The sequence below is a fragment of the Streptomyces sp. NPDC002730 genome, from assembly GCF_042888805.1.
In the GTDB taxonomy this organism is placed as follows: domain Bacteria; phylum Actinomycetota; class Actinomycetes; order Streptomycetales; family Streptomycetaceae; genus Streptomyces.
The window spans coordinates 68,489-82,739 of record NZ_JBIAQG010000008.1; the positions used below are offsets into that span (position 1 = coordinate 68,489).

General features: G+C 69.2%; 11 protein-coding genes. 10 read left to right on the forward strand and 1 reads right to left on the reverse strand.

Annotated features, from left to right (window positions below; genetic code table 11):
* Positions 1–6 precede the first annotated feature (6 nt).
* The 6 genes from ACFYXH_RS21060 to ACFYXH_RS21085 all read left to right on the forward strand — a co-directional run bounded on the left by ACFYXH_RS21060 (position 7) and on the right by ACFYXH_RS21085 (position 7,946).
* Positions 7–858: a bifunctional methylenetetrahydrofolate dehydrogenase/methenyltetrahydrofolate cyclohydrolase gene (locus ACFYXH_RS21060; RefSeq protein ID WP_389564954.1), complete on the forward strand. Its 852-nt coding sequence runs from the start codon at positions 7–9 to the stop codon at positions 856–858.
* Positions 855–2,132 (forward strand): serine hydroxymethyltransferase, encoded by a 1,278-nt coding sequence (gene glyA, locus ACFYXH_RS21065; protein ID WP_389564957.1) that lies wholly within the window; start codon positions 855–857, stop codon positions 2,130–2,132. Before ACFYXH_RS21060 ends, glyA begins: the two co-directional genes overlap by 4 nt.
* A complete protein-coding gene (locus ACFYXH_RS21070) occupies positions 2,129–3,361 on the forward strand; it encodes a sarcosine oxidase subunit beta family protein (protein WP_389564959.1) in 1,233 nt (410 codons plus the stop codon). The genes glyA and ACFYXH_RS21070 overlap by 4 nt, the downstream gene beginning before the upstream one ends.
* A 12-nt stretch (positions 3,362–3,373) precedes the next feature.
* The gene (locus tag ACFYXH_RS21075) at positions 3,374–6,622 is read left to right on the forward strand and encodes a sarcosine oxidase subunit delta family protein (protein ID WP_389564962.1); all 3,249 of its coding nucleotides are present in this window, start codon (positions 3,374–3,376) and stop codon (positions 6,620–6,622) included.
* On the forward strand, positions 6,615–7,208 hold the full coding sequence (locus tag ACFYXH_RS21080; protein WP_389564965.1) for a sarcosine oxidase subunit gamma: 594 nt from the start codon (positions 6,615–6,617) through the stop codon (positions 7,206–7,208). Before ACFYXH_RS21075 ends, ACFYXH_RS21080 begins: the two co-directional genes overlap by 8 nt.
* A 228-nt stretch (positions 7,209–7,436) precedes the next feature.
* Positions 7,437–7,946 (forward strand): hypothetical protein, encoded by a 510-nt coding sequence (locus ACFYXH_RS21085; protein ID WP_389564968.1) that lies wholly within the window; start codon positions 7,437–7,439, stop codon positions 7,944–7,946.
* A gap of 296 nt (positions 7,947–8,242) precedes the next feature.
* On the opposite strand, the gene ACFYXH_RS21090 is transcribed toward ACFYXH_RS21085, so the two are convergent.
* A complete protein-coding gene (locus ACFYXH_RS21090) occupies positions 8,243–8,611 on the reverse strand; it encodes a low affinity iron permease family protein (protein WP_389564971.1) in 369 nt (122 codons plus the stop codon).
* Between the two features lie 230 nt (positions 8,612–8,841).
* Between ACFYXH_RS21090 and ACFYXH_RS21095 the strand changes: the two genes are divergently transcribed.
* The 4 genes from ACFYXH_RS21095 to ACFYXH_RS21110 all read left to right on the forward strand — a co-directional run bounded on the left by ACFYXH_RS21095 (position 8,842) and on the right by ACFYXH_RS21110 (position 14,250).
* Positions 8,842–10,626 (forward strand): enoyl-CoA hydratase-related protein, encoded by a 1,785-nt coding sequence (locus ACFYXH_RS21095; protein WP_389564974.1) that lies wholly within the window; start codon positions 8,842–8,844, stop codon positions 10,624–10,626.
* 60 nt (positions 10,627–10,686) lie between these two features.
* Positions 10,687–11,775: a hydrogenase expression protein HypE gene (locus tag ACFYXH_RS21100; RefSeq protein WP_389564977.1), complete on the forward strand. Its 1,089-nt coding sequence runs from the start codon at positions 10,687–10,689 to the stop codon at positions 11,773–11,775.
* A gap of 79 nt (positions 11,776–11,854) precedes the next feature.
* Positions 11,855–13,639, forward strand: coding sequence for a nickel-dependent hydrogenase large subunit (locus ACFYXH_RS21105; protein WP_389564980.1), 1,785 nt, complete (start codon positions 11,855–11,857; stop codon positions 13,637–13,639).
* A complete protein-coding gene (locus tag ACFYXH_RS21110; RefSeq protein WP_389564983.1) occupies positions 13,636–14,250 on the forward strand; it encodes a hypothetical protein in 615 nt (204 codons plus the stop codon). The genes ACFYXH_RS21105 and ACFYXH_RS21110 overlap by 4 nt, the downstream gene beginning before the upstream one ends.
* Position 14,251: the final 1 nt, after the last annotated feature.

A 14,251-nucleotide genomic window follows, 5' to 3' on the forward strand; every position in this document is an offset into this window, starting at 1 on the left:
AGCACCGTGAGCGCAAAGGTCCTCGACGGACGCCGTACCGCGGCTGCGATCCGCACCGAACTCGCCGAGCGCGTCGCCAAGCTGGCCGCGCGGGGAATCACGCCGGGCCTCGGCACCGTACTGGTCGGCGACGACCCCGGCAGCCACGCGTACGTCGCCGGTAAGCACCGCGACTGCGAACAGGCCGGGATCGCCTCCATCCGGCGCGAACTGCCCGCCGACGCGACGCAGGAGCAGGTGGAGGCCGTCATCGACGAGCTCAACGCCGACCCCGCCTGCACCGGCTACATCGTCCAACTGCCGCTGCCGCGGGGCCTGGACGCCAACGCGGTACTGGAGCGCATGGACCCGGCCAAGGACGCCGATGGCCTGCACCCCGTCAGCCTCGGACGCCTCGCTCTCGGCATCGAGGCCCCGCTGCCCTGCACCCCGCGCGGCATCGTGGAACTGCTGCGCCGCCACGACGTCCCCCTCGCCGGAGCGCGGGTGTGCGTCATCGGGCGAGGCATCACGGTCGGACGGCCGATCGGGCTGCTGCTCACCCGCAGGTCCGAGAACGCCACCGTGACGCTGTGCCACACCGGGACCAACGGTCTGGCCTGGCATGTACGCGAGGCGGACATCGTCATCGCGGCCGCCGGATCGCCCGGACTGATCACCCCCGAGATGCTTCGGCCCGGTGCCGTCGTCCTCGACGTCGGTATCACCCGCACCGACGAAGGGCTGATCGGGGACGTGCACCCCGATGCCGCCACGGTCGCCGGCTGGGTCGCGCCCATGCCCGGCGGCGTAGGACCCATGACGCGGGCGATGCTGCTCGCCAATGTCGTTGAGGCTGCCGAGAGGAACGCCGCATGAACACGCTGAACGCGCCGCTCGCCGAGCTGGACCCGGAGGTCCACGCCGCCGTCTCCGCGGAGCTGGACCGCCAGCAGTCCACCCTCGAAATGATCGCGTCGGAGAACTTCGCCCCCTCGGCGGTCATGGAGGCCCAGGGTTCGGTCCTGACGAACAAGTACGCCGAGGGCTACCCGGGTCGCCGCTACTACGGCGGCTGTGAACACGTCGACGTGACCGAACGGCTGGCCATCGAGCGGATCAAGTCCCTCTTCGGCGCCGGATTCGCCAATGTGCAGCCGCACTCGGGCGCGCAGGCGAACACCGCCGTCTACTTCGCCCTGCTGAAGCCCGGTGACACCATCCTCGGCCTCGACCTCGCGCACGGCGGTCACCTCACCCACGGCATGCGCATCAACTACAGCGGCAAGATGCTCAATGTCGTGCCCTACCACGTGGACGAGACCGACAACCTGGTCGACATGGACGAGGTGGAGCGGCTCGCCAAGGAGCACAGCCCCAAGATGATCATCGCGGGCTGGTCGGCGTATCCCCGACAACTGGACTTCGAAGCCTTCCGGCGGATCGCCGACGAGGTGGGCGCCTATCTGATGGTCGACATGGCCCACTTCGCGGGCCTCGTGGCCGCCGGACTGCACCCCAGTCCCGTACCGCACGCCCATGTCACCACCACGACCACCCACAAGACGCTCGGCGGCCCGCGCGGCGGCGTCATCCTCACCAATGAGGCCGACATCGCCAAGAAGATCAACTCGGCGGTGTTCCCCGGAATGCAGGGCGGCCCGCTGGAGCACGTCATCGCAGCGAAGGCGGTGTCGTTCAAGGTCGCCGCGTCGCCGGAGTTCGCCGAGCGGCAGGCCCGCACCCTGGCCGGCGCCCGCATCCTCGCCGAACGGCTCACGCAGCCGGACGCGACCGCGGCCGGAGTCAGCGTCCTCACCGGCGGCACCGATGTCCATCTGGTCCTGGTCGACCTCAGGGAGTCGGAACTGGACGGGAAGCAGGCGGAAGACCTGCTCCACGACATCGGTATCACCGTCAACCGCAACGCCGTCCCCTTCGATCCCCGCCCGCCCATGGTCACTTCGGGGCTGCGCATCGGCACCCCCGCTCTGGCCACCCGCGGCTTCACCGAAGAGGACTTCACCGAGGTCGCCGATGTGATCGCGCTCGCCCTCCAGCCCGCGCCCGATGTCGCCGCGCTCCGCGCCCGTACGCAGGCGCTGGCCGCCAAGCACCCGCTGTACCCGCACCTTTCAGGAGACGTCCGATGAGCCCCCGCACCCCGGGCGCCGACCTCCCCGAGCACCCCGACTGGCTGTGGCGCACGCCCGAGCCGAAGCGGTCGTACGACGTGGTGATCGTGGGCGGCGGCGGACACGGTCTCGCGACCGCCCACTACCTGGCGAAGAACCACGGCATCACCAATGTGGCCGTGCTGGAGAAGGGCTGGCTCGCGGGCGGCAACATGGCCCGCAACACCACCATCATCCGTTCCAACTATCTGTGGGACGAGAGCGCCGGAATCTACGAGCACGCCCTCAAGCTGTGGGAGGGGCTGGCGGACGAACTGGACTACCCGATCCTCTTCTCCCAGCGCGGTGTGCTGAACCTCGCCCACAGCCTGCAGGATGTCCGCGACAGCGTGCGCCGTGTCGAGGCCAACCGGCTCAACGGCGTCGATGCCGAATGGCTGGACCCGCAGCAGGTCAAGGACGTCTGCCCCATCGTCAACATCTCACCCGACGTGCGGTATCCGGTGATGGGCGGCACCTACCAGCCGCGGGCCGGTATCGCCAAGCACGATCACGTCGCCTGGGGGCTGGCGCGCTCCGCCGACGCTGCGGGCATCGACATCATCCAGAACTGCGAAGTCACCGGCATCGACATCCAGGGCGGGCGGGTCGTCGGCGTGCAGACCACGCTCGGCCCGATCGCCGCCGGCAAGGTGGCGCTCTGCTCGGCCGGTCACACCTCGATACTGGCAGCCATGGCGGGCTTCGAGCTGCCGCTGCAGAGCCACCCGCTGCAGGCGCTGGTCTCCGAGCTCCTGGAGCCGGTGCACCCCACGGTCGTGATGTCCAATGCGGTGCATGTGTACGTCAGCCAGGCACACAAGGGCGAACTGGTGATGGGCGCGGGCATCGACGCGTACAACGCCTACACCCAGCGCGGCGCCTTCCACATCATCGAGCATCAGATGTCCGCCGCCCTGGAACTCTTCCCGGTCTTCGCCCGTGCCCATGTACTGCGTACCTGGGGCGGCATCGTCGACGTCAGCCCCGACGCCTCGCCGATCGTCGGGCTCAGCCCTGTCGACAACCTCTACCTCAACTGCGGCTGGGGGACCGGCGGTTTCAAAGCCACCCCGGGCGTCGGCTGGGTCTACGCCCACACCATCGCCCACGACACCCCCCACCACCTCAACGCCCCCTTCTCGCTCGACCGATTCACCACCGGCGCGCTCGTCGACGAGCACGGCGCGGCCGCGGTGGCCCACTAGGGAGCCGAATCGATGCTGCTCATCCCATGCCCCTGGTGCGGGCCCCGCGACGAGGCCGAATTCCACTACGGCGGCCAGGCGCACGTGCCCTATCCCGAGGACCCCGCCGCCCTGACCGACCAGGAGTGGGCTCGCTACGTCTTCTTCCGCGACAACCCCAGGGGTCCGTTCGCGGAGCGCTGGAGCCATGCGGCCGGATGCCGTCGCTGGTTCAACGCCGTGCGAAATACGGCGACGAACGAGATCCTGAACGTGTACAGGACGGGCGAGCCGAAGCCGAATCCAGCCCGTCCGACGGAATTTGAGCCCCTCCCGCGTTTGAGAAGCGGGGTCCGGGGCGGAGCCCCGGTCACGGGAAGGGGCGGGGCGGGGGAGAACTCCCTGGCCACCGGCGCGCACCCGGCGACGAAACCTCAGGCACCCGAGGCCGCAGGCACGGGCACCGGCACTCAGCCCCTCCGCCTCACCACGGGCGGTCGCGTAGCCCGGGACGAACCACTCACGTTCACCTTCGACGGGACGACATACGAAGGCTTCCGCGGCGACACCCTCGCCTCCGCCCTGCTCGCCAACGGGATCATCCAGGCAGGCACCAGCATCAAGCTCGGCCGACCGCGCGGCATCTTCTCCGCCGGCGTCGAGGAGCCCAACGCGGTCGTCCAGATCGAGGAGCCGTTCCCCGAGCCCATGCTGCCCGCGACGGCTGTGGAGCTGTACGACGGGCTCGTCGCCGGCAGCCTCCCCGGGCAGGGACGGCTTGCCACCGAGCCCGATCCCGCGCGCTACGACGCCGTCCATGCCCACTGCGACCTGCTCGTTGTCGGCGCGGGTCCGGCCGGACTCGCGGCCGCGGCGGCCGCCGCCGGCAGCGGAGCGCGTGTCATCCTCGCCGACGACCAGCCCGAGCTGGGCGGCAGCCTCCTCGGAACAGGCCAACTCCTGGACTGGGCAACCGAGATGGGCGCGCGGCTCGGTGCCGAGCCCGAGGTTCGCGTGCTGCGCCGCACCACCGTCTTCGGCTACTACGACGACAATCACGTCCTCGCCGTCGAACGCCGCACCAACCACCTCGGCGGCGAAGCCCCCGAGCATGTCTCCCGCGAGCGTGTCTGGCGCATCCGCGCCCGCCGCGTCGTCCTGGCCACCGGAGCCCATGAGCGCTCGCTGGCCTTCGCCGACAACGACCGGCCCGGCGTCATGCTGGCGGGTTCGGCCCGTACGTACGCCAACCGCTACGGCGTCCTGCCGGGCCGTCGCGCCGTCGTCTTCACCACCAACGACAGCGCCTACGCGGCCGCGCTCGACCTGGCGGCGGCGGGCGTGGACATCGCGGCGGTCGTAGACACCCGACCCGAACCGGGGGAGTGGGCGCGCCGCGCCCAGGAGGCCGGGATCGAGGTGCTGGCCGGGCATGCCGTGACGGGTACCGAGGGCGACGCACGCCTCGCCGCGGTGACCGTTGCCCCGTACGGAGAGCCGGCGGGGCGCGAGTTCGCTGCCGACCTGCTGCTGGTCTCCGGTGGGTGGAACCCTGTCGCGCATCTGTTCAGCCAGGCGGGCGGAAAGCTGCGGTACGACGAGACGCTCGGCACCTTCGTCCCCGACTCATGCCCTCAGGCGGTCGAGGCCGCGGGCTCCGTTGCCGGCGTCTTCGATCTGCCCGGCGTTCTCGCTCAGGGCTCTGCGGCGGGCGCCCGCGCGATCGAGGCCGAGGGCTACGGGGTCGGTGCCCCCGGGCTCCCGGTTGCGGCCGGCGAACCGCAGTCCCCGTCCATGCAGGTCTTCGTCGTCCCCGGCGCCGCCGGCGCGCCCCGCTTCGTCGACCTTCAGCGTGATGTCACCGTCGACGACCTGGCCCGCGCGACGGGCGCGGGTATGCGCTCGGTCGAGCACACCAAGCGCTACACCACCGCCGGTACCGCCAACGACCAGGGCAAGACGTCCGGCGTCCTCGCCAGCGGCACCGTCGCCCAGCTCCTGGGCGTGGACATCTCCGCCCTCGGCACGACGACGTTCCGCCCTCCCTACACCCCCGTCTCCTTCGCCACCCTCGCGGGCCGCGACCGCGGCGCGCTCCATGACCCTGTGCGCGTGACCGCCCTGCACGAGTGGCACGTCGAGCATGGCGCGCTCTTCGAGAACGTCGGTCAGTGGAAGCGGCCCTGGTACTACCCCCAGGACGGCGAGGACATGAAGGCCGCCGTGCTCCGTGAGTGCCGCGCTGCCCGCGAGGGCGTCGCCTTCATGGACGCCTCCACCCTCGGCAAGATCGACGTGCAGGGGCCGGACGCCGCCGTTCTTCTCGACCGGCTCTACACCAACATGATGAGCACCCTCAAAGTCGGCATGATCCGCTACGGCGTCATGTGCCGCCTCGACGGCATGGTCTTCGACGACGGCACCGTCATCCGCCTCGCCGCGGACCGTTTCCTCGTCACCACCACGACGGGCAATGCGGCCGCCGTCCTGGACTGGATGGAGGAATGGCTGCAGACCGAGTGGCCCGAACTACGCGTCCACTGCACCTCCGTCACCGAGCAGTGGGCCACCGTCGCCCTCGTCGGCCCCCGCTCCCGCGAGCTGCTGGCCGGCCTCGCCCCTGAACTGGCCGTCGCGAACGACGACTTCCCCTTCATGGCGTGGCGCGACACGACCGTCGCCGAAATCCCGGCCCGCATCTGCCGGATCAGCTTCTCCGGCGAACTGGCCTACGAGATCAACGTGTCGCCGTGGGACGCCCGCGCGCTGTGGGAGGCGCTGTACGCGGCCGGGAGCCCGTTCGGCATCACCCCGTACGGCACCGAGACCATGCACGTGCTGCGCGCCGAGAAGGGCTATCCGATCATCGGCCAGGACACCGACGGCACGGTCACCCCGCAGGACCTCGGCATGAGCTGGGCGGTGTCCAAGAAGAAGCCCGATTTCGTCGGCAAGCGCTCCCACGCACGCGCCGACACCGTACGTGGCGACCGCAAGCACCTCGTCGGCCTGCTCCCCGAGGACCCGGACTCCTTCCTCCCCGAGGGCACCCAGCTGGTCGCCGACAGCGTGCTCCCCGAGCCGCCGGTGCCGATGCTCGGCCATGTCACCTCCAGCTACCACAGCGCGGCGCTCGGCCGGACCTTCGCACTCGCCCTGATCAAGGGCGGCCGGGAGCGCATCGGCGAGCGGTTGTACGCGCCCGTGGGCGACCGTCTGGTTCCGGTGACCGTCGCAAGCCCCGTCCTCTACGACCCCGAGGGAGCCCGCCGCGATGGCTGACACCGCAACCCGCCACAGCCCCTTGGCGCATGCCGCCGGACGCCTCACCGCGGCCACCCGCGCCTCCGGAGGAGCCGTCCGCCTGGCCGAACTGCCCTTCCTGGCCCAGGTCAACGTCCGGCTCGACCCCAAGGGCCAGGCTGCTGACGCCGTCGGGCTTTCTCTGGGTCTCCAACTGCCCCTCGAACCCGACACCGTCGTACACGCCGGTGGCCGCGCCGCCGTCTGGCTCGGCCCCGACGAATGGCTCGTCGTCGGGCCGCCCGGCAGCCAGTCGGGCCTGGAGGACCAGATCAGGGCGGCTACCGGCGACGAACCGGCATCGGTCACCGATGTCTCGGCCCAGCGAACCACCCTGCTCGTCACGGGCCCCCGCGCCCGCGACCTGCTGGCCCACGGCTGCCCGCTGGACCTGCACCCACGTGCTTTCGGCCCCGGACGCTGCGCCCAGACCACCCTGGCCCGCGCGCAGGTAGTGCTGGTCGCACGGGACGAGCCCCGGGCCGGTTTCTGGTTGCTGGTCCGTTCGTCCTTCGCCGGCTACCTGGCGGACTGGCTGCTGGACGCCGCATCGGAGTACGTCTGACGGAGCTGCTTGCCTGAACGTCGCCCGGACCAACCTGCCCGCCCAGCGGCTCTACGCCCGCCTGGGATTCACCCTCCGGGCGGCGACGAGCTGGACCTCTTCCTGCACCGGTCGTGAGAGTTGTACCGCGAACCAAAAGCCGCCGGTTCGGTCATGGCCGAAGCCAGTAGTGCCCCTCGTCTCAGGGTTCACTGGTTGCCCACAGGTTCATCGGCCATACTGCCCGTCGTGGAGCAGCGCGTAGATCCAAACATTCCGCTCGAGTACGCCGTCGGGACAGACCCGGCGTACATCCCTGGCCTCACGGCCCCCCGCTCTGCCGGGACGGCAGAGGTGGAGGAGGCAGAAGAGCCAGTCCCGGAGCAGACCGAGGAGCGAAGGTCTGACGAGGCCGTCAGTGAGGAGGTACCCGCCACCGACGATGAGGGTGTCGTCAGCGAGACGGGAGAGGAAGTGAGCGGCCCCGTCTTCGAGGTCAGAGACCGCCGCGGTTCGGTCAGGGCGGACCGCGACGGGGTCCGGTTCCGACTGGATGATGAGGAGGCCGAGTTCCGGTGGGACGAGATCGGTGCCGTCGAGGTGAAGTCCGCCCGATTTGGGCGTCGATTCACCGTCACGGTCCACTTGACGACGCGCCGTTGGTTCGACGCCGAGGTTGACGCCCCGGCCAGGAGCCTTCTCAAGGAGTGGGCAGCGGAACTCGACGCTGTCCTGGATGCCTACTTCGAGGAGTCCTGACCGGCAGTCAGCGTGCCTGTTGCGTACCGGTTCGCGGCCTGCTCAGGGGCCGCCACCGTGGTCTGCTCGCACAGGGTCGTGCCGTCCCGGGCGAAGCGAGTCTCCTTGGTGATATCCCCGGCCGCCACTGACCATGAGGTCGTGAGTTCGCACCGCTGCGGGTGCTGCCGGGACAACAACTGGATCGGGTGAGGTGGCAGGCGGCGTGATGCGCCTGCCCCTCTTCGGCGATGGCGCATTGTGCAGGGAAGGCTCACGACGGCGTCGCCGGTCCGCAGGCGTACCCAGTCCGTCCCTCAGGTCTCCTCTTCCATACGAATGGCGCTCCTGAGGTTTTCGAGCGCCTGGCCGGGTTTCTTCTCCTGCATCTCCAGCAGCGCGGCAGCGATGGCGTCGAGCTTGCGCTGGATCGCGTGCTCGGCTCTCCGTTCCGAGTTCTTGAGCAGGGCCAGAAGCAGCAGAGTGACGGCGGTCATCGATTCTCCGGCGAGCAGCAGCCACTCGTCCGGAAGTTTCATGGCATGGGCCGTCACGACGACGGCCACCAAGGCCAAGCACACTCCGAAAAAGGCCGGCGAGCTGGTGAAGTTCGAGGCGTGCTCCGCCAACCGGGCGAACCATGTGCGCTTGTCGCCACCGCGATCAGCGGGATGCTGAAGAGTCATACGACTTGCCTACCCGACCACGCGAGGACATGCAGGCCGGCCACAACCGGTGTCGGCGCGCGCCTTTCATGGGGGAAGGCCAAGAAGGCCCGAACCGCCAGGTGGCCGTCGCCATGTTCGCTTTTGGGTGACCCCGTGGCTCGGCGTCGCCATGGCCGGTTCCGTGTATTCGACGATCACAGGCGGCCGGGGAGACGCTGCCGAAGACGTTGACCGCTGGGAGGCCTGTCATGCACATCCTGCTCGTCGCCACCGCGTTCAACAGCCTCACGCAGCGACTCCACGCCGAACTGAGGGATCACGGTCACACCGTGGCGGTGGAACTCGCCCTGCACGGAGCGTCCTTGGCGGATGCCGTACGTCGTCATGAGCCGCAGCTCGTCGTCGCGCCGATACTGAAGACGGCGATCCCACGCGAGGTGTGGTCCGCGCACACGTGTCTCGTCGTCCACCCCGGCCCCGTCGGGGACCGCGGGCCTTCGTCCCTCGACTGGGCGATTCACGAGGACGTCGGCCACTGGGGTGTGACTGTCCTGCAGGCCAACGCGGAGATGGACGCGGGTGACGTGTGGGCCGCTGCCGCCTGCCCGATGCCGCCGGTAGCCAAGAGCGACCTGTACCGCGGCGAGGTGTCCGACGCGGCGGTGACTGCTGTGATGCTGGCGGTGGAACGGTTCGCCACCGGGATGTACGCCCCTCGCGCGCAGACCGGCCAAGGCAGTGGAGGAACCGGCCGAGCCCGGCCGTATCTCGATCAGAGCGTCCGGCGGATCGACTGGGCGTCGGAGTCCACCGAAACGATCGTCCGCAAGCTGCGGGCCGCGGACTCGCAGCCCGGAGTGCTCGACGAACTGCTGGGCGGCGAGTGGTACTTGCACGGGGGCCACCCCGAGGACGAGCTGTGCGGGCATCCAGGCGAACTTCTGGCCACACGAGCCGGAGCTGTCTGCCGTGCGACGACGGACGGCGCCGTGTGGATTCCCGAGCTGCGGGCCCGGCGCAGGCCCGGGCAGCCCCCCACGTTCAAGCTGCCTGCCGTTCAGGCGCTTGCCGGCCGGCTGCCCTCCTTGCCGGAGAGCCCCGCGCCCTTGCGTCTGGACGCGCATCGCCGTACCTGGACCGACATCAGCTACCGGGAGGAGCGCAACGTCGGCTTCCTCTCGTTCTCGTTCGCCGGCGGCGCGATGAGCACCACCCAGTGCCGTCGTCTGCTGGCGGCCTATCAGGAGGCCTGCTCGCGTCCCACGTCAGTGCTGGTGCTCGGCGGCAGCCGGGTCTTCTCCAACGGCATCCACCTCAACGTCATCGAGGCGGCCGAAGACCCCGGTGCGGAGTCCTGGGCCAACATCAACGCCATCGACGACCTGGTCGAGGCCGTCCTGATGACCACGGACCGGCTGGTGGTCGCTGCCGTCGGCGGACATGCCGCCGCGGGCGGGGCGATGCTCGCACTGGCAGCGGACGAGGTGTGGTGCAGATCGGGCACCGTGCTGAATCCGCACTACCGGCTGATGGGCCTGTACGGCTCGGAGTACTGGACGTACACGCTGCCTCGCCGAGTCGGTTCGGCGGTGGCAGGGCGTCTGATGCGTCAGGCCCTGCCTGTGAGCGGGCCGGCCGCGCAGCGGCTGGGCCTCGTCGAGCGACTGGTCGAGTGCACCCCGCAGGACTTCACCACAGAGGTCGCCCGGCTCGCCGGGCACCTCGCTTCCCTCCCCGGGGTGCAGCCGCGGATCGCTGCGAAGAAGGCCGAGCGGGACCACCAGGAGAGTCTCAAGCCGCTCGCTGCCTTCCGGGAGGAGGAGCTGGCCCATATGTGGCGGACTTTCTCCGACCCGGCCGCCCCCTACCACGCTTTGCGCCGCGCGTTCGTCCACAAGCAGAAGCCGCTGCAAACACCGCCGCATCTGGAGGTTCCGGTGTCTGCAGCACGCGTGACGGATCAGCTCCGGTCCCAGGCCCGTGTCACCGGACCGGACGCCGAAAACTCGGCTTCAGCACCGGATGTCTGTTAACAAGAAGGCTGAGGTCAAAATGCCGAATTTCATGACATACCTCCCCAAGGAGGCACGCTGATGAATGCAGCCACGTCGACCGCGGCCCAGGACGCGGACGCCGCCGGGGCACCCGCCGACGACGCGCCCCCGATCCATATCCTCTGGATCAATGCCGGGCTGAGCTGCGACGGTGACTCGGTAGCCCTGACGGCGGCGATGCAGCCGAGTATCGAGGAGATCGTGCTCGGCGTGCTGCCCGGCCTGCCCAAGATCGCTGTGCACTGGCCCCTGATCGACTTCGAATGTGGGCCGGTCGGGGGCGCGGACACGTTCATCGAATGGTTCTTCAAGGGCGAGCGCGGTGAGATCGACCCCTTCGTCCTGGTGATCGAGGGGTCCGTCCCCAACGAGTCGATCAAGCAGGAAGGCTACTGGTGCGGCTTCGGCGACAATCCCGAAACCGGCCAGCCGATCACCACCAGTGAATGGATCGACCGGCTCGCGCCCAAGGCGCTGGCTGTTGTCGCGATCGGAACGTGTGCCACCTATGGCGGGATCCACGCCATGGCGGGCAACCCGACCGGTGCGATGGGTGTGCCGGACTACCTGGGCTGGGACTGGACGTCCAAGGCCGGCATCCCGATCGTGTGCGTGCCCGGCTGTCCGATCCAGCCCGACAACTTCTCGGAGACCCTGACCTACCTGCTCTACCAGGCGGCGGGCGCCGCTCCGATGATCCCGCTGGACGACAAGCTCCGACCGACGTGGTTGTTCGGCGCCACCGTGCACGAGGGGTGCGATCGCGCGGGCTACTACGAACAGGGACAGTTCGCCGACACCTACGACTCGCCCAAGTGCCTCGTCAAGCTCGGCTGCTGGGGCCCCGTCGTCAAGTGCAACGTGCCCAAGCGGGGCTGGATGAACGGAATCGGCGGCTGTCCCAACGTCGGAGGCATCTGCATCGCCTGCACCATGCCGGGCTTCCCGGACAAGTTCATGCCGTTCATGGACGAACCGCCCGGCGCGAAGGTGTCCAGCACCGCCAGCGGAGCGTACGGCGCGGTGATCCGCAAGCTGCGGACCATCACGGCCAGGACCGTGGACAAGGAGCCGAAGTGGCGCCACACGGGACAGAAGCTGACCACCGGCTACCGGCCGCCCTGGTGAACCCCCGCTGAACCGAAGTACCTGCTTACGCCTCACCGCGCGACCCACCTCCAGCTTGAAGAAGGGCACGGCACTCACGATGGCACCGACGACGAAGGCGGCCGGCGACGGCAGTGGCCTGGTGGAAATGGCCTGGGATCCGATCACCCGGATTGTGGGCAGTCTCGGCATCCACACAAAGATCGACTTCAAGCAGAAGCGGGTCGCGGAGTGCTACAGCACCTCGTCGGTCTTCCGTGGCTACAGCGTCTTCATGCGCGGCAAGGACCCCCGGGACGCGCACTTCATCACCAGCCGTATCTGCGGGATCTGCGGCGACAACCACGCCACGTGTTCGGTGTACACCCAGAACATGGCCTACGGGGTGAAGCCTCCGCACCTCGCTGAGTGGATCATCAACCTCGGCGAGTCCGCCGAGTACATGTTCGACCACAACATCTTCCAGGAGAACCTGGTCGGGGTCGACTACTGCGAAAAGATGGTCCGCGAGACCAACCCCGGCGTCCTCGAGCTCGCCGAGCGCACCGAGGCGCCGCACGCCGGGGACCACGGCTACCGCACCATCGCCGACATCATGCGGTCACTCAACCCCATCGAAGGCGAGTTCTACCGGGAAGCCCTCCAGGTGAGCCGCTACACCCGGGAGATGTTCTGCCTCATGGAGGGCCGCCATGTGCACCCCTCCACGCTCTACCCCGGCGGAGTCGGCACGATTGCCTCCGTTCAGCTCTTCACGGACTATCTCAGCCGCCTCATGCGCTACGTGGAGTTCATGAAGCGAGTCGTCCCCCTGCACGACGACCTGTTCGACTTCTTCTACGAGGCTCTGCCCGGGTACGAGGAAGTCGGCCGCCGACGGGTGCTGCTCGGCTGCTGGGGCGCCCTCAACGACCCCGAGTACTGCGACTTCACCTACGCCAATATGACCGACTGGGGACGGAAGATGTTCGTCACCCCCGGCGTCATCGTCGACGGCAAGCTCGTCACCAACGACCTCACCGAGATCAACCTCGGCATCCGCATCCTGCTGGGCAGCTCGTACTACGACGACTGGCAGGGCCAGGAGCAGTTCGTCACCCACGACCCGCTCGGCAACCCCGTCGACCCGCGCCACCCGTGGAACCAGCACACCATCCCGGCCCCTCAGAAGCGGGACTTCAACGACAAGTACAGCTGGGTGATGTCCCCCCGCTGGTTCGACGGCAAGGACTACCTGCCGCTGGACACCGGCGGTGGCCCCATCGCCCGCCTGTGGTCCACGGCGCTGTCCGGGCTCGTCGACGTCGGCTATGTCAAGGCCACCGGCAACAGCGTCGTCATCAACCTGCCGCGCACGATGACCAAGCCCGAGACCACCTTCGAGTGGAAGATCCCGCGCTGGAGCAACGCGCTGGAACGAAACCGCGCCCGCACCTACTTCCAGGCCTACGCCGCGGCCATCGCCCTGCACTGCGCCGAGAAGGGGCTGAACGAAGTGCGTGCCGGCCGCACCCAGACCTGGGAGAAGTTCGAGGTGCCGGACCAGTCCATCGGCTGCGGCTTCACCGAGGCCGTACGCGGTGTCCTCTCCCACCACATGGTCATCCGGGACGGGAAGATCGCCAACTACCACCCGTACCCGCCGACTCCGTGGAACGCCAGCACTCGCGACTCCTACGGCACGCCCGGCCCGTACGAGGACGCCGTGCAGAACACACCGATCTTCGAGGAGAACTCCCCGGAGAACTTCAAGGGCATCGACATCATGCGCACGGTGCGCAGCTTCGACCCCTGCCTGCCCTGCGGCGTTCACATGTACGTCGGCGGCGGAAAGACCGTGAAGTCGATGCACGTGCCCACCGGCCTGAGCGGCCTTTCCGGATGAGCGCGGCAGCCCACACCGCCGCCCCGCCGGCCGATGCTGCCAACCGAGTCATGAACGCGGAGCAGGCAGGACGGCGCGTGGAAGAAGTCCTCGACCGACTGGCCGCCACCGGCGACGAATCGGCGTGTGCCGGGGCCGAGGAACTGGTCAGGGTCCTGATGGACTTCTACGGCGCCGGTCTGGCCCGGATCGTCCGGCTGCTCGATGCCCCCGCCGCCGGCAAATCCCCGGGCAGCCCCCTGGCCGGCCTGCTCGGAGACGAACTGGTCTCGAGCCTGCTGGTCCTGCACGACCTGCACCCCGAGGACACCGCCACGCGCATCGCGCGTGCTCTGGAGGCGGCCGGTGACCATGCCTGGGAGGTGGCGGGCTTCGACGACTCCTCCGCAACGCTGCGCCTGCGGTCTGCCGGTGGTGCGGGCTGCGGCTGCGCCGGCACAGCTGCGTCGGCACAGCAGGCAGTCGAGGACGCTCTCACCTGCTTCGCGCCTGAGGTGACGGCTGTGGAAGTGGAGGCCGGCGCCACCGCCCGGGAGCCGGCGCTGCTCCAGATCGGGAAGCCTCCCACGTCCCGCACGGCGCCCGGACCGGCCGCGGCGAAGACGCGGTGAG